We start from the raw sequence: 22,434 nt of genomic DNA, 5'->3' as shown, positions 1-22,434 counted from the left end.
GCCATGATGCAATCGCAACGTCTCGATCCCCTGCTCCGCCGCGCCCAGCAGCACGAAGACGAGGTCGCGCGCGATCTCGCCGAGCGCCAGCGCGCCCTGGCCACCCACGAGTCGCGGCTGGAGGAACTGCGCCGCTACGCCGAGGAGTACGCCAACAGCCAGATGGCCGCGACCAGCCTGGCGCAACTGGCCAACCGCCGCGCCTTCCTGGACCGGCTGGAGAGCGCGGTGCAGCAGCAGTGCCAGACCGTGGACCGCAACCGCGAAAAGGTGGAGATGGAGCGCAGCCGGCTGCTGCTGGCCAGCCGCGACAAGCAGGTGCTGGAACAGCTCGCGGCCAGCTACCGCGCGCAGGAACGCAAGGTCGACGACCGCCGCAGCCAGCGCGAGATGGACGACCTGGGCGCGCGCCGCGCGCGCCTGGCGGCCACCGCCGACGAACACGATGACGGAGACGGACGATGAACAACGCGCTTTCCGCGCTGGGCGGCAGTGGCCGCGCCAGCCAGATCGGCGGCGGCAACGACACGCAGGGCACCGACCGCGCCGGCGGCAAGGACAAGGACTTCGCCAAGCTGCTCGGCGGCGGCGGCTCGGCGCGTACCACCGCGCCCAAGCCCGCCGCCCGCGAGACGCCCAAGCCGGCGCAGAACGCCGGCAAGGACCAGGCGGACAAGCGTCCGGCCGCCGCGGACGACACCGCCAGCGACCCCGCGCGCACCGCGCAGGCCGGCGACAAGGTCGCCCAGGACGCCGAGAAGAGCAGCACCGAGACCAAGGCCTCGGGCAGCGACAAGAGCAAGGCCAAGACCGAAGACAAGCACGAGGACGCCAAGTCCGACGACAGCGCCTGGCCGCCGGCCGGGCTGGCCGGCATCGGCCTGGGCCTGCTGCCGGCGATCGGCGCGGCAGTGCTGCCGGCGGCCACCGCGACCCCGCTGGGCGCAGCGGCCGGGCTGGCGGTCGGCGTCGCCGGCGCCGTGGCCAACGGCGTGGGCGCCCTGCTCGGCGGCGACGCCGCGGCCCAGACCGCGGCCGGCGCCACCGATCCGACTGCCGCAACGGCCAGCACCGCCCCGGCCTCTGCGGCCGGCGGCTTCGGCGCGATGCTGTTGGCGCAGGCCGGGTCCGCCGACAAGGCGAGCGGCGCCGACACCGCGGCGCCGTTGGCGGCGCTGGCCGCCATCGCCGCCGCGGCCGGCGGCAAGAGTGGCGAGAGCGGCGACGCCGCGCCCGCCGCCGATCCCAGCGCGATCGTGCCGACCGCGGCGGCGGCCCCGCTGCACGCCACGGCGCGGCTGGCCGATCCGCAGCCGTTCACCGGCTCGCCCACGCCGACCCCGAACCTGCACGGCAACCAGTTCGACGAGGAACTGGGCGCGCGCATCAGCTGGCTGGCCGACCAGAAGATCGGCCACGCCCACATCAAGCTCAATCCGGCCGAGCTCGGCCCGGTCGAAGTGCGCCTGCACATGACCGGCGACCAGGTCAACGCCAGCTTCAGCAGCAACCAGGCCGACGTGCGCCAGGCCCTCGAGAACAGCCTGCCGCGCCTGCGCGACATGCTCGGCCAGCACGGCTTCCAGCTCGGCCAGGCCGACGTCGGCCAGCAGCAGCCGCAGCAACAGCAGGCCAATGCGCAGGGCACGCCGCAGGGCGGCGGCCGCAGCGGCGGCGAGCTCGCCGACGACCTGTCCGGCAGCGTCGGGATTCCGGCAGTGGTGTTGCGCCAGCGCGGTCTGCTCGACGCCTACGCCTGACGATCCGGGGCGCGCCGCCGCCCCTTCACGGCGATCGAGGGAGTGGGACGGGTCTCGGCCTCGACGTTCGTCGGAAGGATACGTCGGGGTTGAGGCCCCTCCGCTGGGCCCGACCCCCTCTCCCACAACGGTCTCGGCCCGCGCCGGCATGGCGCGCGGCGGCGCCGTCAAACACCCGGCGCGCCAGGCGCCCGGTTTCGGCACGGCGATTGCATCCTCAGGGGCAGACCCCCCTCAGGAGCCCGCTCAGTGTCAGCCGCCGACAAATCCAAGAAAGACGCCAAGGACGCCCCGGAAGGCGGCAAGTCGAAGAAGAAGCTGCTGATCATCGTCGTCGCGGCGGTACTGGTGCTGGGCGGCGGCGGTGCCGGCGCGTTCTTCTTCCTGAAGAAGCCCGAGGGCGGCCACGCCAAGGCCGAGGAAAAGACCGCCGAGATCCCCAAGCCGGCGCAGTACTTCGCGATGGACCCGGCGTTCGTGGTCAATCTCAACGGCGGCGCGGAAGACGGCCCGCATTACCTGCAGCTGGAAGTGCAGTTGATGACCCGCGACCCGGAAGAACTGAAGCTGATCACCGAGAACGCCCCGGCGATCCGTGCGCACCTGCTGATGCTGTTCTCGCAGGTGCAGGCGCAGGACATCGCCAACATCGATGGGCGCAAGAAGCTGCAGGCCGCGGCGCTGGCCGACGCGCAGAAGCTGATGACCGCCGAGACCGGCAAGAAGTGCGTGGAAGAACTCCTGTTCACCAGCTTCGTCACCCAGTAAAGGCGCTGCCGCGATGACCGACCTGCTCTCCCAAGACGAGATCGATGCCCTGCTGCACGGCGTCGACGCGGGCGTGGTGGACACCGAGCCGGCGCCGGCCGAGCCGGGCGAGGCGCGCAACTACGACTTCTCCAGCCAGGACCGGATCATCCGTGGGCGCATGCCGACCCTGGAGATGGTCAACGAGCGCTTCGCGCGCCTGTGGCGGATCGGCCTGTTCAACCTGATCCGGCGCTCGGCCGACCTGTCGGTGCGCGGCATCGACCTGATCAAGTTCAACGACTACATGCACTCGCTGTACGTGCCGAGCAACCTGAACCTGATCAAGTTCAAGCCGCTGCGCGGCACCGGCCTGATCGTGTTCGAGCCGACCCTGGTGTTCACCGTGGTCGACAACTTCTTCGGCGGCGACGGCCGTTACCCCACCCGCATCGAGGGCCGCGAGTTCACCCCCACCGAGATGCGGGTGATCCAGCTGATGCTCAAGCAGACCTTCGCCGACCTGGCCGAAGCCTGGGCGCCGGTGATGGAAGTGGAGTTCGAGTACCTCAATTCCGAGGTCAACCCGCACTTCGCCAACATCGTCACCCCGCGCGAGTACGTGGTGGTCAGCCGCTTCCACGTGGAGCTGGAAGGCGGCGGCGGCGAGATCCACGTGACCCTGCCGTACTCGATGCTGGAGCCGATCCGCGAACTGCTCGACGCCGGCATCCAGAGCGACCGCGTGGACCGCGACGAGAGCTGGAACATCATGCTGCGCGAGCAGCTGTTCGGCTCGGAGGTCACCATCTCCAGCGTGCTGGCGCAGAAGCAGATGAGCCTGCGCGAGTTGACCCGCTTGAAGATCGGCGACGTGCTGCCGATCGACCTGCCCAAGCAGGTGCCGCTGTGCGTGGAGAACATCCCGGTGTTCACCGGCGAGTTCGGCATCTCGCACGGCCAGAACGCGGTGAAGATCACCGCCACCCATCCCCCCGGCGCGCTGCGCCGCCGCCCCGCTCCCCAGGAAGACCTGCCATGACCCAGACCGATCCCACCCAGCCGGCGCCGGCCCAGTTCGACAGCCTGCAGCCGGACGCCATGGCCGAGTCCAACGACCTGAACCTGGACGTGATCCTGGACGTGCCGGTGACGCTGTCGCTGGAAGTCGGCCGCAGCCGCATTCCGATCCGCAACCTGCTGCAGCTCAACCAGGGTTCGGTGGTGGAACTGGAGCGCGGCGCCGGCGAACCGCTGGACGTCTACGTCAACGGCACCCTGATCGCGCACGGCGAGGTGGTGACCATCAACGACCGCTTCGGCGTGCGCCTGACCGACGTGGTCAGCCCCAGCGAGCGCATCCGGAGACTGCGGTGAGCCTGCTGCTCGCCGTCGCCACGCAGACCGCCAAGCACGGCTCGGGCGTCGGCAACGCGGCACCGTCGGCGCCCAGCCTGCTCGGCGCGGTGTTCGCGCTGCTGCTGGTGCTGGGCCTGATCCTGGCCATGGCCTGGGTGCTCAAGCGCCTGCCCGGCAGCGGCTTCCGCCCGGCGCAAGGCCTGCGCGTGGTCGCCAGCCTGGCGGTCGGCGCCAAGGAGCGGGTGGTGGTGGTCGAGGTCAACGGCGAACAGCTGCTGCTCGGCGTCTCGCCCGGCGGGGTACGCACCTTGCATCAGCTGCCCGAGCCGCTGCCGCAGGCGCCCGCGCCGACCCTGCCCTCGATCAAGCCGTTCAAGCAGCTTCCCGATTTCGCCCAGCTTCTGGCGCAGAAGCTGCGCAAGGACAAATGACCATGCCGTTTTTCTGGAACCGCAACGCCCGCCGGCTGCGCCTGCTGCTGATCCTGCTGACGCTGAGCCTGCTGCCCGCCTTTGCCTGGGCGCAGGCCGCGCAGGCGCCCGCCGCCACGCCGACCGCGCAGAATCCGCAGAACGCCGCGCCCACCCTGCCCTCGCTGCCGGAGGTCAACGTCGGCAAGATCGGCGCGCAGCCGGTGAGCCTGCCGCTGCAGACGCTGCTGCTGATGACGGCCATCACCCTGCTGCCGTCGCTGCTGCTGGTGCTGACCGCCTTCACCCGCATCACCATCGTGCTCGGCCTGCTGCGGCAGGCGCTGGGCACCGGGCAGACGCCGTCCAACCAGGTGCTGATGGGCCTGGCGCTGTTCCTGACCGCGTTGGTGATGATGCCGGTGTGGGAAAAGGCCTGGGGCCAGGGCATGAGCCCGTATCTCAACGGCCAGATCGATTTCCAGACGGCGTGGACGCTGACCACGCAGCCGCTGCGCGCGTTCATGCTGGCACAGGTGCGCGAGACCGACCTGATGACCTTCGCCGGCATGGCCGGCAACGGCACCTACAGCGGCCCGGATGCGGTGCCGTTCCAGGTGCTGGTGGCCTCGTTCGTGACCAGCGAGCTGAAGACGGCGTTCGAGATCGGCTTTCTGATCTTCATCCCGTTCGTGATCATCGATCTGGTGGTGGCCAGCGTGCTGATGTCGATGGGCATGATGATGATGTCGCCGATGCTGATCTCGGCGCCGTTCAAGATTCTGCTGTTCGTGCTGGTCGATGGCTGGGTGCTGACGGTCGGCACGCTGGCCGCCAGTTTCAACGGGGTCTGAGGCCATGAGTCCGGAACTGGCGCTGACGGAGTTGCGTGGCGGGTTGATCACGGTGTTGTGGGTGGCGGGGCCGTTGTTGCTGGCGATGTTGGCGGTAGGTGTGGTGATCGGTGTGTTCCAGGCGGCGACGCAGCTCAATGAGCCGACCATTGCGTTCATCGCGAAGGTGGTGGCGTTGACGGCGATGTTGTTTGCGACGGGGAGTATGTTGCTGGCGCATCTGGTGGAGTACACGACGATGCTGTTTCAGCGTATTCCGCATTTGATTGGGTAGCGGGGATGGCTGCGCCTGCTGCCCTGATCGCTCCCTGTGTAGTGGATGCCTCTTCTGCTCGCTTTTCTAGGTTTGGAGAGCAACAGCAAGAGCTTTCGCCTGGCGGCGAGTCACTTTTCTTTGCTTGTGCAAAGAAAAGTAACCAAAAGAAAGCACACCCCGCCGCAGCGCCCGCTGCGCGGGTCCGCTCCGCTAACGGGATTTTCGGACGGGGCATCCTGCCCCGGCCGAAAACGGCGCACATCCTTGTGCGCCGCCCCCCTTCGGGGGGTTTTGCCCGCCAGCTCCGCCGCTGCGGAGGGGACCCGGTGGATCAAGAGCAAAGCAGCAGCAAAAACAACAGCAACGGCAACGGCAACGGCAAAAGCTATAGCTGTGGCCATGGGAGCGTTGTCTTGTGTGCCCGTACTGTTTCCGTTGTTGTTCGCGAATGCGCTCGTCCGTCTTTGGCTGCAGACCGCTCGCGTTGCGCGGTCGGGGCTGGCCGTTCCTTCCTGCTGTCTGCCGGGGTCTCGGGCTGATGGATGCCGCCACGCAAATGGTCGTCGATGGGTCGCGGGCGTTCGCGATGATCGGGGCGGTGCTGTGGACGATGCTGCGGATCGGGGCGATGTTGACGGTGATGCCGATGGTCGGGAGCAAGGCGGTGCCGGGGCGGGTGCGGGTGATCCTGGCCGGGACGCTGGCGATTGCGCTGGCGCCGATCCTGCCGCCGGTGCCGGACTGGGACGGGTTCAATGCCGCGGTGGTGCTCAGCGTGGCGCGGGAGCTGGCGGTGGGGGCCAGCATGGGCTTCATGCTGCGGATGATCTTCGAGGCCGGGGCGATGGCCGGGGAACTGGTCTCGCAGAGCACCGGCCTGGGCTTCGCGCAGATGGCCGATCCGCTGCGCGGGGTCAACTCGCCGGTGATCGGCCAGTGGTTCTACCTGGCCTTCGGCATGATGTTCTTCACCGCCAACGGGCATCTGGCGGTGATGTCGCTGCTGGTGGACAGCTACAAGGCGCTGCCGATCGGTACCGCGCTGCCCGATGCGCAGGCCATGGCCTCGGTGGCGCCGAACTTCTTCATGAGCATCATGCGCGGGGCGGTGACCCTGGCGCTGCCGGTCATGGTGGCGATGATGGCGGTGAACCTGGCCTTCGGCGCGCTGGCCAAGGCGGCCCCATCGCTGAACCCGATCCAGCTCGGCCTGCCGGTGGCGGTGGTGCTGGGCCTGGCGCTGCTGGCGGTGCTGGTCGGCGAGATGGGGGCGCCGGTGCAGCGGCTGTTCGATGCCGCCTTCAACGCCGCGCGCGCGCTGACCGCCTAGCCGGCGCTCAAGCTGCGCCGCGACGCGGCCGATACCGACGGCAGGCTACCGTTGGCGGGCCAGGATGGGCGGCGGCAGCGCCGACCGTCCCGGATCCCGTCGATCGCCGCGGTCCGTCCTTCCTTCCATCGCTCGCCGTACGCCATGCCCTATCGCCCGCCAGAGCCCGCTCGTGCCTGCCATCGCCGTGTCCCACGGCGGTGCAGCGGCGGCTGAGCGCGCATGCGCACGGTCATGGGTCGACGCCTGTGGGGGCCGCTGTGGCTGCTGCTGTCGGCACTGACATGCACCGGGGCGACACAGGCCCAGGTGATCCCGTTGCGGCACTATGCGCAGGACCAGGGCCTGCTCGGCCTGGCCGGCACCTGTCTGCTGCAGCGTCGCGACGGCAGCCTGCTGGTCTGCAGCGAAAGCGGCCTGTATGCCTTCGACGGCGACCAGTTCCAGCAAGTGAAGCTGCAGGGCCACGGCGGCCATTACATCTCCGATGCCGCCGAGGACGCCCAGCGGCGGCTGTGGGTAGCCACCTTCGATGCGATCTACGTGGACGACGGCGCGCCGGCACGGTGGCTCCCGCTGGACCACAACAGCCTGCCGTCGCATCGCCAGCTGAACCGCCCGCGCCTGGCCGCACCGGCCTGGGGCACGGTGGTGCTGGACGACCACCGCCTGCTGCGCGCGGTGCGCAAGGCCGATGCGAAGGGATGGGAACTGCAGCCCCTGTTCGATGCGGCGACGCTGGCGCGGCAACCGGAGCTGGCCGACATCCACGACCTGTTCGTCGTCGACGACACACTGTGGCTGGGCTGCGCCAAGGCCTTGTGCCGGATCGATGCCGACGGTCGCGCCACCCGCTACGACCAGACCCAGGGCCTGCCCGCCGAATTCTGGCGCAATGCGGTGCGCGACCGCGACGGGAACCTGTGGGTCGTCGGCAGCCGCAAGGTGATGCGGCTGCAGGCCGGCGCGACGCGCTTCCAGGAGCAGACACCCCCCGGGCTGGACGGACCGGCCCTGGTGACCTGGCGCACGCCGATCCTGCTGGACCCGCAGCACCGGGTGCTGGTGCGGACCAACCAGGGCCTGGCGCGCTGGGAACAGGGGCGCTGGCGCAGTTTCGACCGTCGCAACGGCCTGCCCGAGGGCAGCATCGTCGCCATGCACTTCGACCAGGCCGGCGACCTGTGGCTGAGCATGGATGGCGAAGGCGTGCTGCGCTGGAACGGCTACGGCTGGATCGAGAACTGGGATGTGTCGCAGGGCATCAGTCGGGCGCCGACCTGGAGCATCCAGCGCACCCAGCGCGGCGACCTGCTGGTCGGTAACGAGGGCGGCGTCGACCGCCTGCGCGAGGATGGCCGCTTCCAGCGCTGGCCCAGCGACCACGGCACGCAGATGATCGGCCTGCAACGCGCCGCGGACGGCACGCTGTGGAGCATCGGCTCGGTCGGTGCGCTGCGCCGATACGACGCGCAGGGCCGGCTGCTGCGCGCCTACCCGCCGCTGAACGGCATCGCCAAACAGCTGTTCGTGGATGCGAGCGGCCGGGTGTGGATCCTCAGCAACCGCGGGGTGTATCTGCTGGCGGCGGCCGACGCCGACGCGGTGCCGCAGAAGGTGCAGGCGCTGCCCGGTGGCGAGTATTCGGACATCCAGCAGCGTGGCGACGGCAGCGTGCTGGCGGTGGGCATGACCGGCGTGTTCCGACTGCGTGGCGAGACCTGGACGCCGATCCGGCTGGTCGTGGATGGTGCGCCGGCGCAACCCGTGCTCAGCAAACTGCTGGTCCTGGACGATGGCCAGGCCTGGGCCAGCCTGTATGGCCCCGGTGCCTGGCAAGGGCGGCTCGACGGCGACACCCTGTACCTGCAGCCGGCCGATGCGCAGTTGAGCGGCCTGCAGTTGTACAGCCTGCGCCGCACCCGCAACGGATGGATCTGGATCAGCCACAACCAGGGCGTGGACGTCTACGACGGACGCGCCTGGTCGCGGCTGACGCAGGCACAGGGGCTGCTCTGGAACGACATGTCCGAATCGGCCTTCCTGGAAGACCACGACGGCTCGGTATGGCTGGGCAGCAGCCGTGGCGTCACCCATCTGCTGGATCCGGCGCGGCTGTTCCCGGCGCAGGCGCCAAGGCTGGCGCTCAAGGAGTTCAGCCGTGCCGGCGCAGCCATCGCCGCGGGCGCGCGCCTGCACTGGAGCGAGGATCCGCTGCATATCGCGGTCGGCTCGCCGGACCTGTACGACGAGCGCAACCGCATCAGCTTCCGCTATCGCTTCGAGGGCGCACACACCCGCTGGCTGCACACGCCCAACTTCGAGTTCGAGCAACCGCCGCTGGCGCCGGGTCACTACGTGCTGGAGGTGCAGTTGCTGGACGCCTACCGGCGCAGCGCCTCGGCGCCGCTGCGGGTGGCGTTCTCGGTGGCGCCGGTGTGGTGGCGCAGCCAGCCGATGATCGCGCTGTACCTGGTGCTCGGCGGCGGCCTGGCGGTGGCCCTGCTGCACTGGCGCGAACGCCGCCTGCACCAGCGCCAGCGCGAACTGGCCGAGCTGGTGGCGCGGCGCACCGAGGAGCTGGAACACGACAAGCGCGAACTGGAGATCGCCCGCGCCGCACTGGCGGTGAAGGCCTCGCACGACGCCCTCACCGGCCTGCTCAACCGCGCCGGCATCCTCGAGGCGCTGGCGGCGCAGATGCGCCGCAGCGACGCCGAGCAGACCCCGCTGGCAGTGGCGATGATCGACCTCGACCACTTCAAGCGGATCAACGACGAACACGGCCACCTGGTGGGCGACGCGGTGCTGATCGAGGTGGCGCGGCGCCTGGGCGCCAACCTGCGCGACGCCGACCTGGTCGGCCGCTACGGCGGCGAGGAACTGCTGGCCGTGCTGCCCGGCTTGCCGCCGAGCTGCGGCGAGCGGCTGCAGGCCCTGCGCGCCACCATCGCCGGGCAGCCGCTGCGCATCGGCGAGCGGCAGTTGGCGATCACCGCCTCGATCGGCGTGGCCTGGTATCGACCGGGCGAACCGCTGCAGCACCTGCTGGCGCGCGCCGACGCGGCGCTGTACCAGGCCAAGCGGCTGGGCCGCGACCGGGTCGAGCTGCAACTCGCCTAGCCACCGCCGCGGCCGAGAGGCGCGGCGGCAGCGCCCGGAATCCGGGCCAGGGACCGGCACGGTCCTTGCAGTGCGCAGGGTCGATCCTGGCCGAGCGCACCCCCGATGTCCGAGAGCGAAGAAGGCGCAGAGCGCACAGAACAGCCAACAGACAAACGTCTGCGCGAAGCCCGCGAACAGGGCAATATCCCGCATTCGCGCGAACTGGCGACCGCCGCGGTGTTCAGCGCCGGCGTCTTCGCCCTGATGGGCCTGTCCACCTCCATGGCCGCCGGTGCGGTGGCCTGGCTGAAACAGGCGCTGCGCCCGGACCTGTCGCTGCGCGAGCATCCGCAGGCGATGTTCGGCCATTTCGGCGACTTGCTGCTGAACCTGCTCTGGGTGGTGCTGCCGCTGGTCGGCATCTGCCTGGCGGCCAGCTTCGCCGCGCCGGTGCTGATGGGCACCCTGCGCTTCTCCGGCCAGGCGCTGATCCCCAAGTTCGACCGGCTCAACCCGATGAATGGGCTGAGCCGCATGTACGGCGCCGAGACCATCGTCGAACTGCTCAAGTCGATCCTGCGCATGGGCTTCGTCGGCGGCGCCGCGATGCTGTGCCTGTGGGGCAGCACCGACTTCCTGCGTGGCCTGCTGCTGCAGCCGCTGGAGCAGGCCATCGGCCACGGCCTGGGCTTCACGCTGAAGCTGCTGCTGTACACCGCCGGCGCGCTGGCGCTGCTGGCGGCGATCGACGCGCCCTATCAGAAGTGGAATTACATCCGCAAATTGAAGATGACCCGCGAGGAAGTGCGCCGGGAAATGAAGGAAAGCGACGGCAGCCCCGAGGTGAAGGGCCGCATCCGCCAGATGCAGATGCAGATGTCGCAGCGGCGGATGATGGAAGCCGTGCCCAAGGCCGACGTGGTGGTGGTCAACCCCACCCACTATGCGGTGGCGCTGAAGTACGAAAGCGGGCGCATGCGCGCCCCCACCGTGGTCGCCAAGGGCGTGGACGAGATCGCCTTCCGCATCCGCGAGGTCGGCGAGCAGCACCGCGTGGCGGTGATCTCGGCGCCGCCTTTGGCACGCGCCTTGTATAGGGAAGGCCAACTCGGCAAGGAAATTCCCGTGAGACTGTATTCCGCGGTGGCGCAGGTCCTCTCGTACGTCTACACGCTGCGCGCCTGGCGCAGCGGGCCGATGCCGCCGTTGCCGCCGCTGGAAGTGGATGAATTCGCCCCGGGGAGCCAGCCATGAGTCAGCCTGCCGCGCAGATGAACACGCGCAAAGTCATGGACATGATCAAGCACGGGCTCGGCGCCCCGGTGATCGTGTTGCTGATGCTGGCGATGGTGGTGGTGCCGCTGGCCGCACCGGTGCTGGACGCCCTGTTCACCTTCAACATCGCCATCTCGCTGATGGTGCTGCTGGCGGTGGTGTACGTGAAGCGGCCGCTGGAGTTCAGCATCTTCCCGATCGTGCTGCTGATGACCACGATGCTGCGCCTGGCGCTGAACGTGGCCTCCACCCGCGTGATCCTGATCAACGGCCAGGGCGGCCACGGCGCCGCCGGCAAGGTGATCGAGGCCTTCGGCGAATTCGTGATCGGCGGCAACTATGCGGTCGGCATCGTGGTGTTCGCGATCCTGACCATCATCAACTTCGTGGTCATCACCAAGGGCGCCGGGCGCGTGTCGGAAGTGACCGCGCGCTTCATCCTCGACGCCATGCCCGGCAAGCAGATGGCGATCGACGCCGACCTCAACGCCGGTCTGCTGACCCGCGAGGAAGCCAAGGCCCGCCGCGAGGAAGTGCGCGAGGAAGCGGACTTCTACGGCTCGATGGACGGCGCCAGCAAGTTCATCCGCGGCGACGCCATCGCCGGCATCCTGATCCTGTTCATCAACCTGATCGGCGGCATGGCGGTCGGCGTGCTGCAGCACGGCATGCCGGTGGCGCAGGCCGCCTCCACCTACACCCTGCTGTCGATCGGCGACGGCCTGGTCGCGCAGCTGCCGGCGCTGCTGGTGTCCTCGGCGGTGGCGATGCTGGTCACCCGCGCCTCGCGCTCGCAGGACATGGGCGCCTCGATGATGGGCCAGGTGTTCGGCCAGCATAAGGCGCTGGCGGTGGCCGCGGCGATCCTGGGCCTGGTCGGCCTGATCCCGGGCATGCCCAACGTCGCTTTCTTGACGCTGGCGCTGATCCTGGGCCTGCTGGCCTGGAAGATGTGGAAGCGCAGCCTGCTGCCGCCGCCGGCCGCGGCCGAGGCGGCGCCGCAGGCCGCGGCCGCCGCTCAGGCCAATGCCGAACTGGGCTGGGACGAACTGCGTCCGATCGACCCGCTGGGCCTGGAGGTCGGCTACCGGCTGATCCCGCTGGTGGACAAGACCCAGGGCGGCGAGTTGATGGCGCGGATCAAGGGCGTGCGCCGCAAGCTGACCCAGGACATCGGTTTCCTGGTGCCGCCGGTGCACATCCGCGACAACCTGGAACTGCCGGCCAACGCCTACCGCCTGCTGGTGCACGGCGTGCCGGTGGCCACCGCCGACATCCACCCGGACCGCGAGCTGGCGCTGGACCCGGGCGGCGCGCTCGGCAAGATCGACGGCATCCCCGGCAAGGACCCGGCGTTCGGCCTGGATGCGATCTGGATCCAGCCGCACCTGCGCGCCCAGGCCGAGACCATGGGCTACACCGTGGTCGACCCGGCCACGGTGATCGCCACCCACCTCTCGCACCTGATCCGCGAGCACGCCCCGGAACTGCTCGGCCACGAGGAAGTGCAGCAGTTGCTGGCGACCCTGGCCAAGAGCGCGCCCAAGCTGGTCGAGGACCTCACCCCCAAGGCGCTGCCGCTGTCGGTGGTGGTGCGGGTGCTGCAGAACCTGCTCATCGAGAAGATCCCGGTGCGGCAGTTGCGCAAGATCGTCGAGGCCCTGGTCGAGCACGCCCCGCAGAGTCAGGAACCCGGCGCGCTCACCGCCGCGGTGCGCAACGCCCTGGGCCGGTTCATCGTCCAGGAGATCGCCGGCATGGCCCCGGAACTGCCGGTGTTCACCCTGGCCCCGCAATTGGAACGCGTCTTGCAGGACTCTACCCAGGGCAACGGCGCGGCGCTGGAACCCGGACTGGCCGAACGCTTGCACCAAAGTCTGGCGGACTGCGTGAGCAAGCAGGAGGCGCGCAACGAACCGGCGGTGGTGCTGGTGCCGGCGCAGGTCCGCGCCGCCCTCGCCCGCCTGGTCCGCCACAGCGTCCCCGCGCTGTCGGTCCTGTCCTACAGCGAAGTGCCGGAGGACAAGCGGCTGAAGCTGGTGGGCACGATCAGTTGAGATGACGGGAAACGGGAACAGGGAATGGGGAATCGCACCCTTGCCCCGGCAGCGGAGAGAGCAATGAACACGATCACGAAAAACCGGACACGACACCGCGGCCCGCCACGTATCGGCACCGATCACGCATCCATTCCCCATTCCCCACTCCCCATTCCCGGCTCCCACCCATGAAGATCAAACGCTTTGTCGCCCCCGACATGCGCACCGCCTTCCGGATGGTGCGCGACGAGCACGGGCCGGATGCGGTGATCCTGTCCAACCGGCGCACCGACGAGGGCATCGAGATCGTGGCCGCCAGCAACTACGACGAGGCCCTGGTGCAGCGGGCGCTGGATGCGGTGCGCCCGGACGAGGCGCCGCGCGCCGCCGCGGCGAGCCAGGCGCCGGCCGCTGCGGCCCCGCGTGCCGCACGCGGCGACGCCGCCGCCAGCCCGGCGATGGCGATGATGGCCGCGATCAGCGAGCGCCGCGGCAGTGCCGCGCCGGCCGCCCCGGCCGCTTCCCCGGCACGGCCGCTGACCCAGCCGGCGGCGCTGGCCGCCTCGGCGATGCCCGCCGCGGCCGCCCCGGCTGCCGCCGCACGCCAGGCCGCCCCGGCCAAGGCCGCAGCGCCGGTCACCGGCCGCGCCGAGTTCAGCATCCCCGAGGACGTGTTCCGCAACGCCCCGATCAGCGTGCCCATGCCCAGTCCGTTCGCCGCCGCCACCGCGGCGCCGGCCGCCGAGGCCGTGCCGGCCTGGCGCGACGACGTGCCCGCGGTGGCGCTGACCCCGGTGGCGAGCCCGGCCCCGGCCGCGCCCATCGCGACCGCCGATGCGCCGGCCGCTGCCGGGATCCCGGCGGCCGCGGCGCTGGCGGCAGTGCCGACCTTCCCCGCCCCGCAGAACGACGAACAATTGACGCAGCTGCGCGACGAACTGTCGCTGATGCGGCAGATGATCGAGCGCGAGATGAACCGCCTCACCGACGAGCGCCTGCGCGGCTCGCCGGTCCGCGCCCAGGCGCTGGAGCTGATGGACGACTACGGCTTCGACAGCGGCATCACCCGCGACGTGGTCATGCAGATCCCCGCCGACCTGGAGTTGCACCGCGGCCGCGGACTGATGCTGGGCCTGCTGTCCAAGCGCCTGCCGATCGCCGCGCTGGACCCGCTCGAGGAAGGCGGCGTGATCGCCCTGATCGGCCCGACCGGCGCCGGCAAGACCACCACCATCGCCAAGCTGGCCTCGCGCTTCCTGGAGCGCCATGCCGCCCGCGACGTGGCCCTGGTCACCACCGACACCATCCGCGTCGGCGGCCGCGAACAGCTGCACAGCTACGGCCGCCAGCTCGGCATCGCCGTGCACGAGGCCGACAGCGACGCCGCGCTGCAACAGCTGCTGGAGCGCCTGGCCGACTACAAGCTGGTGCTGATCGACACCGCCGGCATGGGCCAGCGCGACCGCGCCCTGGCCGCCCAGCTGCACTGGCTGCGCGCCTCGCGGGTGGTCCGATCCTTGCTGGTCCTCCCCGCCAACGCCCATTTCTCCGACCTGGACGAGGTGGTGCGCCGGTTCGCCGGCGCCGACCCACAGGGAGTCATCCTGACCAAGTTGGACGAGACCGGGCGGTTCGGCAGTGCCTTGTCGGTGGTCGTGGACCACCGCCTCCCCATCACCTGGGTGACCGATGGACAGCGTGTGCCGGACGACCTGCACCGCGCCAACGCCGCCAGCCTGGTATTGCGCCTTGAAGATTTGCGGCGCGCTGCCGATAAGCCCTGTACTCCGGAGCAGACCCATGCCGTCGCGTGACTACGTCAATCTGACCAATGCCTTCCCCCTGTCGGCGACGCGCAGCGAACCGCTGGGTCCGGTGCGCACCATCGCCGTGACCGGCGGCAAGGGCGGCGTGGGCAAGACCAACATCTCGGTGAACCTGTCCATGGCGCTGGCCGACATGGGCAAGCGCACCCTGCTGCTGGACGCCGACCTGGGCCTGGCCAACGTCGACGTGCTGCTCGGGCTGACCCCCAAGTTCACCGTGGCCGACCTGGTCGCCGGGCGCTGCACCCTGGAAGAGGTGCTGATCGACATGCCCAACGGGCTCATGGTGGTGCCCGCCGCCTCCGGCCGCCGCTACATGGCCGAGCTGCCGCCGGCCCAGCACGTGGGCCTGGTCAACGTGTTCTCCGAGCTGCAGCGCGAGCTGGACGTGATGATCGTCGACACCGCCGCCGGCATCACCGACAGCGTGCTGACCTTCTGCCAGGCCGCGCAGGACGCGGTGGTGGTGGTCTGCGACGAGCCGGCCTCGATCACCGACGCCTACGCCCTGATCAAGGTCCTCTCGCGCGAGCGCGGCGTGGACCGGGTGCAGATCGTCGCCAACATGGTCCGCGACCTCAACGAAGGCCGCCTGCTGTACGACAAGCTCAGCCGGGTCTGCGAGAAGTTCCTCGGCGACGTGTCGCTGAACTACCTGGGCTGCGTGCCGCAGGACGACTGGCTGCGCCTGTCGGTGCAGCGCCAGCAGCCGGTGGTCAAGGCCTACCCGTCCAGCCCGTCGGCGCAGGCGATCAGCGAGATCGCCCGGCGCACCGCACGCTGGCAGGCGCCGACCGCCCCGCGCGGCAACGTCGAGTTCTTCGTCGAGCGCATCATCCAGCGCGGGGTGGCCGCATGAACGCCGCCGCCCACTACCGCGCCGTCCAGCGCAACAGCGCCAACGACTACATCACCCAGCACTCGGACCTGGTCCGGCGCATCGCCCACCACCTGGCGGCGCGGCTGCCGGCCAGCGTCGAGATCGACGACCTGATCCAGGCCGGCATGATCGGCCTGATCGAGGCCTCGCGCAGCTACGACGCCGAACAGGGCGCCTCGTTCGAGACCTACGCCTCGATCCGCATCCGCGGCGCGATGATCGACGAGATCCGCCGCGGCGACTGGGTGCCGCGCTCGGTGCACCGCCGCGCCCGCGACGCCGCCTCGGCGATCCGCAAGATCGAACAGAGCACCGGCCGCGCCGCCGCCGCCAACGAAGTGGCCGCGGCGATGGACATGCCGCTTCCCGAATACCTGCGTTTGATGGAAGATGCCGCCCGCGGCCAGGTGCTGAGCCTGGAGTCGCGCATCGAGGACCATGGCGAGCTGGATACCATCGCCAAGGGCGGACCCAATCCGCAGCAGATGCTCGAGCGCAGCGAATTCGGCCGCGAGCTGGGCAAGGCCATCGCGCAGTTGCCCGAACGCGAGCAGTTGGTGCTGTCGCTGTACTACGAGCAGGAATTGAACCTCAAGGAAATCGGCGCGGTGCTCGGGGTCAGCGAGTCGCGCGTGTGTCAGATCCATGGCCAGGCCACGGTACGGTTGCGCGGACGCCTGAAGGCGTTCGAGGTCGCCGATGCCGGTCTGGAAGACGAAGAATAGGAACCCTTAGGAGTCAGTGGTGAACAAGAACATGCGGATTTTGATCGTGGACGATTTCTCGACGATGCGACGCATCGTCAAGAATCTGCTCGGCGATCTGGGCTTCACCAACACCGCCGAGGCCGAAGACGGCAACAGCGCCCTGGCCGCGCTGCGCTCGGCGCCGTTCGAGTTCGTGGTCACCGACTGGAACATGCCGGGCATGACCGGCATCGATCTGCTGCGCAACATCCGCGCCGACGACAAGCTCAAGCACCTGCCGGTGCTGATGGTCACCGCCGAGGCCAAGCGCGAGCAGATCATCGAGGCCGCGCAGTGCGGCGTGAACGGCTACATCATCAAGCCGTTCACCGCGCAGACGCTGCAGGAGAAGCTGGGCAAGATCTTCGAACGCCTGGGAGCGACCGCCTAAATGGAAGCCACCGCCGAACGTACCGCCCTGATCGAACGCCTGCAAGGCGCGCTGGACGCGCTGGAGAACGGCGACGAGGCCGGCTGGCGCAGGGAGATCGACACCCTCGCCGCCTGGCGCACGCGGCCGATGATGCAGGGCCTGAGCCGGCTCGCGCGCGATCTGGGGCAGGCGCTCGGCGAATTGCCGGTGGTGCCCAGCGAGGCCGGCGAGCTGGACGACGCCTGCTCGCGCCTGGACCACGTGGTGGAAATGACCGAACAGGCCAGCCACCGCACCCTGGACCTGGCCGAGGAATGCCGTGCGCTGGCCGACCAGCTCGCCGCCGGCGGCCTCAGCGGCGACCAGAGCGAGATCCTCGACAAGATCCGCCACAACCTCACCGAAATGGCCCTGGCGCAGAGCTTCCAGGACCTGACCGGGCAGATCATCCGTCGCGTCGCCGGCATCGTGCGCCGCGTGCACGAAGGCTTCGGCGCGCTGGGTCTGCCGCCGAAGGAAGAAAACAAGAAGGCCGACGGCAGCCTGGCCGGCCCGGCCCTGCCCGGCCTGGACCGCCACGGCGTGTCGCAGCACGACGCCGACGACCTGCTCTCGGGCCTGGGACTGTAACGCTATGAGCGCCGTACCCGACGACATCGCTGCCGACTTCATCATCGAGGCCCAGGAGATCCTGGACCGGCTCGGCGAGCAGTTGGTGTCGCTGGAGCAGGCGCCCGAGGACAGCGGCCAGCTCAACGCCGTGTTCCGCGGCTTCCACACGCTCAAGGGCGGTGCCGGCTTCCTGGCGATCAACGCCATGGTCGAGCTGTGCCACGCGGCGGAGGAAACCCTGGGCATGGCCCGCGCCGGCCAGGCGACCCTGCAGGCGCGGCACTTCGACGCCGCGCAGCAGTCGCTGGACTACCTGCAGTCGATGCTCGATGCCTTCGGCAGCGGCCAGGAGCCGCCGCGCGCGCCGCCGGAGCTGATCGCGCAGTTCGACGCGCACGGCGACGACGCACCGGCGCCGGCACCCGCGAAGAGCGCCGCGCCGGCGCCCGCCGCCAAGGCGCCCGCGGCCGCTGCGGGCGATGCGGACCTGATCAGCGACGACGAATTCGAGGCGCTGCTGGACCAGTTGCACGGCGATGCGCCGCCGGCGGCCACGCCGCAGGCGCTGCAGCCGGCGCCGCGTGCGCCCAGCGCTGCGCCCAAGGCCGCGGCCGCTCCGGCCAAGGCCACCGAACCCGAACACACCGTGCGCGTGGACACCAAGCGCCTGGACGCGATCGTCAACCTGATCGGCGAACTGGTGCTCTCGCGCAACCGCCTCAAGACCCTGCGCGTGCGCCTGCGCGACGAGGAGCTGGACCGCGCGGTCAGCAGCCTGGACATCGCCACCGCACGTCTGCAGTCGGCGGTGATGCGCACGCGCATGCAGCCGGTCGGCAAGGTGTTCTCGCGCTTCCCCAAGGTGGCGCGCGACGTCGCCCGCTCGCTCAACAAGGAAGTGGAACTGGAACTGATCGGCGCCGACACCGAGCTCGATCGCAACCTGGTCGAGGCGCTGGCCGATCCGCTGGTGCACCTGGTGCGCAACGCGATCGACCACGGCATCGAGGCCCCGGCGCTGCGCGAAGCCACCGGCAAGCCGCGCGGCGGCCATGTGCGCCTGTCGGCGCAGCAGGAAGGCGACTACGTCAGCATCGAGGTGCAGGACGACGGCGCCGGCATCGACCCGGAACGGCTGCGCGCCAAGGCCCGCGAGAAGGGCCTGATCGACCCCGAGGCCGCCGCCCGCCTGACCACCGAGGAATGCCTGCACCTGGTGTTCCTGCCTGGTTTCTCGACCAAATCCGAAGTCACCGACATCTCCGGCCGCGGCGTCGGCATGGACGTGGTGCAGTCGCGCATCCGCGAACTCAGCGGGCAGATCCAGATCCAGTCGGAACTGGGCCGCGGCAGCCGCTTCCTGATCCGCGTGCCGCTGACCCTGGCGATCCTGCCGACCCTGCTGGTGCAGGCCGGCGATACCGTCTACGCGCTGCCGCTGGCGCGCGTGGTGGAAGTGCTGCACGCCCCGCGCCGCTCGCTGGGCTGGTTCGACGGCCGCGCCGTGCTCGACCGGCAGTCGCACACCCTGCCGCTGGTGGACCTGCGCCAGTGGCTCAACATCGACGCCCCGCAACTGCCGCTGCTCACCGTGGTGGTGCTGCAGGCCGGCGAATCGCGCATGGGCCTGGTCGTGGACCAGGTCCGCGGCCGCGAGGAAGTGGTGATCAAGCCGCTGCCGCGCTCGCTGCGCGGCCTGCCCGGCTACGCCGGCGCCACCCTCATCGGCGATGGCCGCCTGGCGCTGATCCTGGATGTGGATGGCTTGAAGGCCTGAAGGCCGGGATTGGGGAATGGGGATTGGGGAATCGCAGGAGCGGGTTCCCTGGCGCTTCGTTTTTCCCTGATTCCGCCGTAGAAGCGGCTTCAGCCGCGACACGGTGAGGCTGGGAATCGGGATTCGGGAATCGCAACAGCAGCTCACCTGCACCTCACTCCCCAATGTGGGAGCGGCTTCAGCCGCAACGCGATAGAGCCGGGATGAACGGTTGGCGTGCGCGCGCTTTTGCGATTCCCGAATCCCGATTCCCGAATCCCGGCTTCATCGATTCCCCATTCCCCATTCCCCATTCCCCATTCCCCATTCCCCATTCCCGGCCCCCAACCCATCAAGTCCCCCGCCCCCTGGCCGATACCTCCTGCATGGACAAGCTCAGTCTCATCGGCCTGCTGTTGGCGATTCTGTCGCTCATCGGCGGCAGCATCCTCAAGGGCGCCGGCATTTCGGCGCTGTGGTCGCCGGCTGCGTTCGTGATCGTGATCGTCGGCACCGTCGCCGCGATCCTGGTGCACACCCCGCCCTCCGTGTTCCGCCGTGCGTTCCAGATCGCCAAGTGGATCCTGTGGCCGCCGCCGAGCGATCGCCAGGCGTTGCTCAAGCAGATCGTGGAATGGAGCAACATCGCGCGCCGCCAGGGCCTGCTCGGGCTGGAGAACCAGGTGCCGCAGCAGCAGGATCCGTTCGTGCGCAAGGGCCTGCAGATGCTGGTGGACGGCGTGGAGCCGGAAGCCATCCGGCACATGCTGGAGATCGACCTGGAGGGCCAGGAGCATTGCGACCTGGCCGCGGCCAAGGTGTTCGAGGGCATGGGCATCTACGCGCCCACCTTGGGCATCATCGGCGCGGTGCTGGGCCTGATCGCGGTGATGAAGAACCTGGCCGACCCGAGCAAGCTCGGCCACGGCATCGCCGCCGCGTTCACCGCCACCATCTACGGCATCGCCTCGGCCAACCTGCTGTTCCTGCCGATGGCCGCCAAGCTCAAGAGCGTGATCAAGCACAGCTGCGGCGAGCGCGAAATGATCATCGAAGGGTTGATCGCCATCGCCCAGGGCGAGAACCCGCGCAACATCGAATCGAAACTGGCCGGATTCTTGCATTGAGTTGCCAATGGCCCGCAAGCACTCCCACGACGAGCACGCCAACCACGAGGCATGGGCCATCCCCTATGCCGACCTGATGACGTTGCTGCTCGCCTTCTTCGTGGTGATGTACGCGCTGTCCACGATCAACGAAGCCAAGTACCGGGTCATGGCCGACGCGATGAGCGCCGCGTTCGGCGGCACCCCGACGACCCTGCGTCCGGTGCAGGTCGGCGACCACGCGCTGCAGGGCCAGGGCGGCGAGCGGCCGACCCCGATCAAGTCCAGCCCGGCGCTGACCCTGCCCGATCCCAACCGCCTGCCCTCGGGCAACGCGCAGCGCGGCGACGACCTGCGCGACGCGCAGCAGCTGCGACGCGCGCAGCGCCAGCTCGACAGCATCGCCGATCGCCTCGGCGCCGCGCTGGCGCCGCTGATCCAGAAGAAGCTGATCACCGTGCGCCGCGCCGGGCTGTGGATCGAAGTGGAGATCAACAGCGACATCCTGTTCGGCTCCGGCTCGGCCGCGCTCGACCAGAGCGCGCGCGCCACCCTGTCCGAACTGGCGCAGGTGCTGTCCGGCGTGCCCAACGGGGTGCGCGTGGAGGGCTACACCGACAACACCCCGATCGCCACCGCGCAGTTCCCCTCGAACTGGGAACTGTCGGCGGCGCGCGCGGCCAGCGTGGTCCACCTGTTCGCCGACCAGGGCCTGCAGCCCTCGCGGCTGTCGATGATCGGCTACGGCCAGTTCCGCCCGCGCGCCAGCAACGACACGCCGGCCGGCCGCAACGCCAACCGCCGCGTGGTGTTGGTGATCCTGGCCGACTCCGGCGACAGCGGCGATGCGACGCCGTCGGCCTCCGATCGTTTGAGCGCCGGCGCCGCGCCGGCCACCCCGACACCCCCCGCCGCGGCGGCCCCCGGCAACGCCGGCGGCCCCCGCGCAGTACCTGCCATTGAAGGAGTCAACTGATGCGCATCTGGGCGATCGCCAACCAGAAAGGTGGCGTGGGCAAGACCACCACCACGCTGGCCCTGGGCCGTGGGCTGGCCATGCTCGGGCACCGCGTGCTGATGCTCGATCTCGATCCGCACGCCTCGCTGACCCGGGCCTTCGACGTGCCGCAGGAACCGCAGCCGCCGGGCGTGCTCGACCTGTTCGCGACCCCGCCGGGCGAACTCGCCGCGCTGGCCCGCGACACCGCGGTCGAGCGTCTGAGCTTCGTCTGCGGGCAGACCGCGCTGGCCACGCTGGAACGGCGCAGCGCCAACCAGCCCGGCCTGGGCCTGGCGCTGCAGCAGGCCATGGCCCGCCACGCCGGCCAGCACGACTACATCCTGCTCGACTGCCCGCCGACCCTGGGTCTGCTGATGATCAACGCGCTGGCGGCGGCCGATCGCGTGATCATCCCGACCCAGGCCGAGCCGCTGGCCCTGCACGGCCTGGCCAGCATGGTCCGCACCGTGGACATGGTCGAGCGCTCGCGGCGCCGGCCGCTGCCCGCCTCGATCCTGCCGACCCTGTTCGACAAGCGCACCCGCGCCGGCAACGAGACCCTGCGACAGATGCAGGACAGCTACGGCGAGCGGGTGTGGGAAGACGCCATCCCGGTCGACACCAAGATCTGCAACGTCAAGGCGCTGACGGTGGCCGGCGTGCCGGGCGACTACCCGGGCCGCGGCCTGGCCGCCTACCGCCGCGCGCTGGAATGGCTGATCGCCAGCGACGCCACGCCGATGGAGCAAGCCGCATGAGCACTCCCGGGATCATCGACGATTATCTGGAAGGCCTGCTCCACGACGTGATCGCCGAGGAGCAGAAGGCCGTGCCGCCGAGCCCCGCGCCGGTCGCGGTCGCCGACGTGCGAGCGGACGCCGCGACGACGGCGCCCGCCCCGGCCGCTGCCGGACCGACGCCGGAGCAGATCGCTGCCGCGGTCCTGGCCGAAGCCGATGCCGATCCGGCCCTCGCCGGCATCATGTCGCAGCAGGCGCTG

Annotated in this window: 20 protein-coding genes and 2 pseudogenes; all 22 read left to right on the top strand. The window is 69.9% G+C overall.

Annotation, left to right across the window (positions count from 1 at the left end; genetic code table 11):
• Positions 1 to 3: 3 nt before the first annotated feature.
• Entirely contained in the window at positions 4 to 465 is a 462-nt protein-coding gene (fliJ, locus tag SLW52_RS20780; RefSeq protein ID WP_010341649.1) for a flagellar export protein FliJ, read from the top strand.
• The gene (locus SLW52_RS20775) at positions 462 to 1,760 is read left to right on the top strand and encodes a flagellar hook-length control protein FliK (RefSeq protein WP_295969512.1); all 1,299 of its coding nucleotides are present in this window, start codon (positions 462 to 464) and stop codon (positions 1,758 to 1,760) included. Before fliJ ends, SLW52_RS20775 begins: the two co-directional genes overlap by 4 nt.
• A gap of 249 nt (positions 1,761 to 2,009) precedes the next feature.
• Positions 2,010 to 2,528, top strand: coding sequence for a flagellar basal body-associated FliL family protein (locus SLW52_RS20770; protein WP_017909004.1), 519 nt, complete (start codon positions 2,010 to 2,012; stop codon positions 2,526 to 2,528).
• Positions 2,529 to 2,541: 13 nt separating this feature from the next.
• The gene (gene fliM / locus SLW52_RS20765) at positions 2,542 to 3,549 is read left to right on the top strand and encodes a flagellar motor switch protein FliM (RefSeq protein WP_017911180.1); all 1,008 of its coding nucleotides are present in this window, start codon (positions 2,542 to 2,544) and stop codon (positions 3,547 to 3,549) included.
• Between the two features lie 59 nt (positions 3,550 to 3,608).
• The gene (fliN, locus tag SLW52_RS20760) at positions 3,609 to 3,884 is read left to right on the top strand and encodes a flagellar motor switch protein FliN (RefSeq protein WP_223875781.1); all 276 of its coding nucleotides are present in this window, start codon (positions 3,609 to 3,611) and stop codon (positions 3,882 to 3,884) included.
• Positions 3,881 to 4,297, top strand: a complete 417-nt coding sequence (fliO, locus tag SLW52_RS20755; RefSeq protein WP_017911181.1) for a flagellar biosynthetic protein FliO — start codon at positions 3,881 to 3,883, stop codon at positions 4,295 to 4,297. Before fliN ends, fliO begins: the two co-directional genes overlap by 4 nt.
• A gap of 2 nt (positions 4,298 to 4,299) precedes the next feature.
• Positions 4,300 to 5,130, top strand: coding sequence for a flagellar type III secretion system pore protein FliP (gene fliP, locus SLW52_RS20750; protein ID WP_026144375.1), 831 nt, complete (start codon positions 4,300 to 4,302; stop codon positions 5,128 to 5,130).
• 4 nt (positions 5,131 to 5,134) lie between these two features.
• Positions 5,135 to 5,404, top strand: a complete 270-nt coding sequence (locus SLW52_RS20745) for a flagellar biosynthetic protein FliQ (protein ID WP_010343869.1) — start codon at positions 5,135 to 5,137, stop codon at positions 5,402 to 5,404.
• A 520-nt stretch (positions 5,405 to 5,924) separates the two neighbouring features.
• Positions 5,925 to 6,716, top strand: coding sequence for a flagellar biosynthetic protein FliR (gene fliR / locus SLW52_RS20740; RefSeq protein ID WP_320741191.1), 792 nt, complete (start codon positions 5,925 to 5,927; stop codon positions 6,714 to 6,716).
• A gap of 234 nt (positions 6,717 to 6,950) precedes the next feature.
• A complete protein-coding gene (locus tag SLW52_RS20735; protein ID WP_320741188.1) occupies positions 6,951 to 9,839 on the top strand; it encodes a diguanylate cyclase in 2,889 nt (962 codons plus the stop codon).
• 105 nt (positions 9,840 to 9,944) lie between these two features.
• Positions 9,945 to 11,075 (top strand): flagellar biosynthesis protein FlhB, encoded by a 1,131-nt coding sequence (gene flhB, locus SLW52_RS20730; protein WP_267094063.1) that lies wholly within the window; start codon positions 9,945 to 9,947, stop codon positions 11,073 to 11,075.
• A 17-nt stretch (positions 11,076 to 11,092) separates the two neighbouring features.
• Positions 11,093 to 13,153 (top strand): flagellar biosynthesis protein FlhA, encoded by a 2,061-nt coding sequence (flhA, locus tag SLW52_RS20725; RefSeq protein WP_026143395.1) that lies wholly within the window; start codon positions 11,093 to 11,095, stop codon positions 13,151 to 13,153.
• Positions 13,154 to 13,323: 170 nt separating this feature from the next.
• Positions 13,324 to 14,949, top strand: a complete 1,626-nt coding sequence (gene flhF / locus SLW52_RS20720; protein ID WP_267120903.1) for a flagellar biosynthesis protein FlhF — start codon at positions 13,324 to 13,326, stop codon at positions 14,947 to 14,949.
• The gene (locus SLW52_RS20715; RefSeq protein WP_010341540.1) at positions 14,936 to 15,820 is read left to right on the top strand and encodes a P-loop NTPase; all 885 of its coding nucleotides are present in this window, start codon (positions 14,936 to 14,938) and stop codon (positions 15,818 to 15,820) included. Before flhF ends, SLW52_RS20715 begins: the two co-directional genes overlap by 14 nt.
• Positions 15,817 to 16,566: an RNA polymerase sigma factor FliA gene (locus tag SLW52_RS20710; protein WP_010341541.1), complete on the top strand. Its 750-nt coding sequence runs from the start codon at positions 15,817 to 15,819 to the stop codon at positions 16,564 to 16,566. Before SLW52_RS20715 ends, SLW52_RS20710 begins: the two co-directional genes overlap by 4 nt.
• A 19-nt stretch (positions 16,567 to 16,585) precedes the next feature.
• Positions 16,586 to 16,978 carry a chemotaxis response regulator CheY gene (cheY, locus tag SLW52_RS20705; protein ID WP_010341542.1) on the top strand — a complete coding sequence of 131 codons (393 nt, stop codon included), beginning with the start codon at positions 16,586 to 16,588 and terminating at the stop codon, positions 16,976 to 16,978.
• Positions 16,979 to 17,590, top strand: coding sequence for a protein phosphatase CheZ (locus tag SLW52_RS20700; protein ID WP_010341543.1), 612 nt, complete (start codon positions 16,979 to 16,981; stop codon positions 17,588 to 17,590). It begins immediately after the preceding gene.
• A gap of 4 nt (positions 17,591 to 17,594) precedes the next feature.
• Positions 17,595 to 19,349: a chemotaxis protein CheA gene (locus tag SLW52_RS20695; RefSeq protein ID WP_267100627.1), complete on the top strand. Its 1,755-nt coding sequence runs from the start codon at positions 17,595 to 17,597 to the stop codon at positions 19,347 to 19,349.
• Between the two features lie 365 nt (positions 19,350 to 19,714).
• The gene (locus SLW52_RS20690) at positions 19,715 to 20,455 is read left to right on the top strand and encodes a flagellar motor protein (RefSeq protein ID WP_010341770.1); all 741 of its coding nucleotides are present in this window, start codon (positions 19,715 to 19,717) and stop codon (positions 20,453 to 20,455) included.
• A 1-nt stretch (position 20,456) separates the two neighbouring features.
• Positions 20,457 to 21,266: pseudogene (motD, locus tag SLW52_RS20685) on the top strand (flagellar motor protein MotD); the annotation flags it as partial.
• A 143-nt stretch (positions 21,267 to 21,409) separates the two neighbouring features.
• Complete coding sequence (locus SLW52_RS20680; protein ID WP_017910758.1) at positions 21,410 to 22,192, top strand: ParA family protein; 783 nt, start codon at positions 21,410 to 21,412, stop codon at positions 22,190 to 22,192.
• Positions 22,189 to 22,434 (top strand): annotated as a pseudogene (locus tag SLW52_RS20675) (chemotaxis protein CheW); the annotation flags it as partial. The gene SLW52_RS20680 and the pseudogene SLW52_RS20675, both read left to right, overlap by 4 nt.

Origin of the sequence: Xanthomonas sp. LF02-5 (assembly GCF_034105325.1) — a bacterium.
Taxonomy (GTDB): domain Bacteria; phylum Pseudomonadota; class Gammaproteobacteria; order Xanthomonadales; family Xanthomonadaceae; genus Xanthomonas_A; species Xanthomonas_A sontii.
This window is presented reverse-complemented; position numbering and strand designations above follow the sequence as displayed.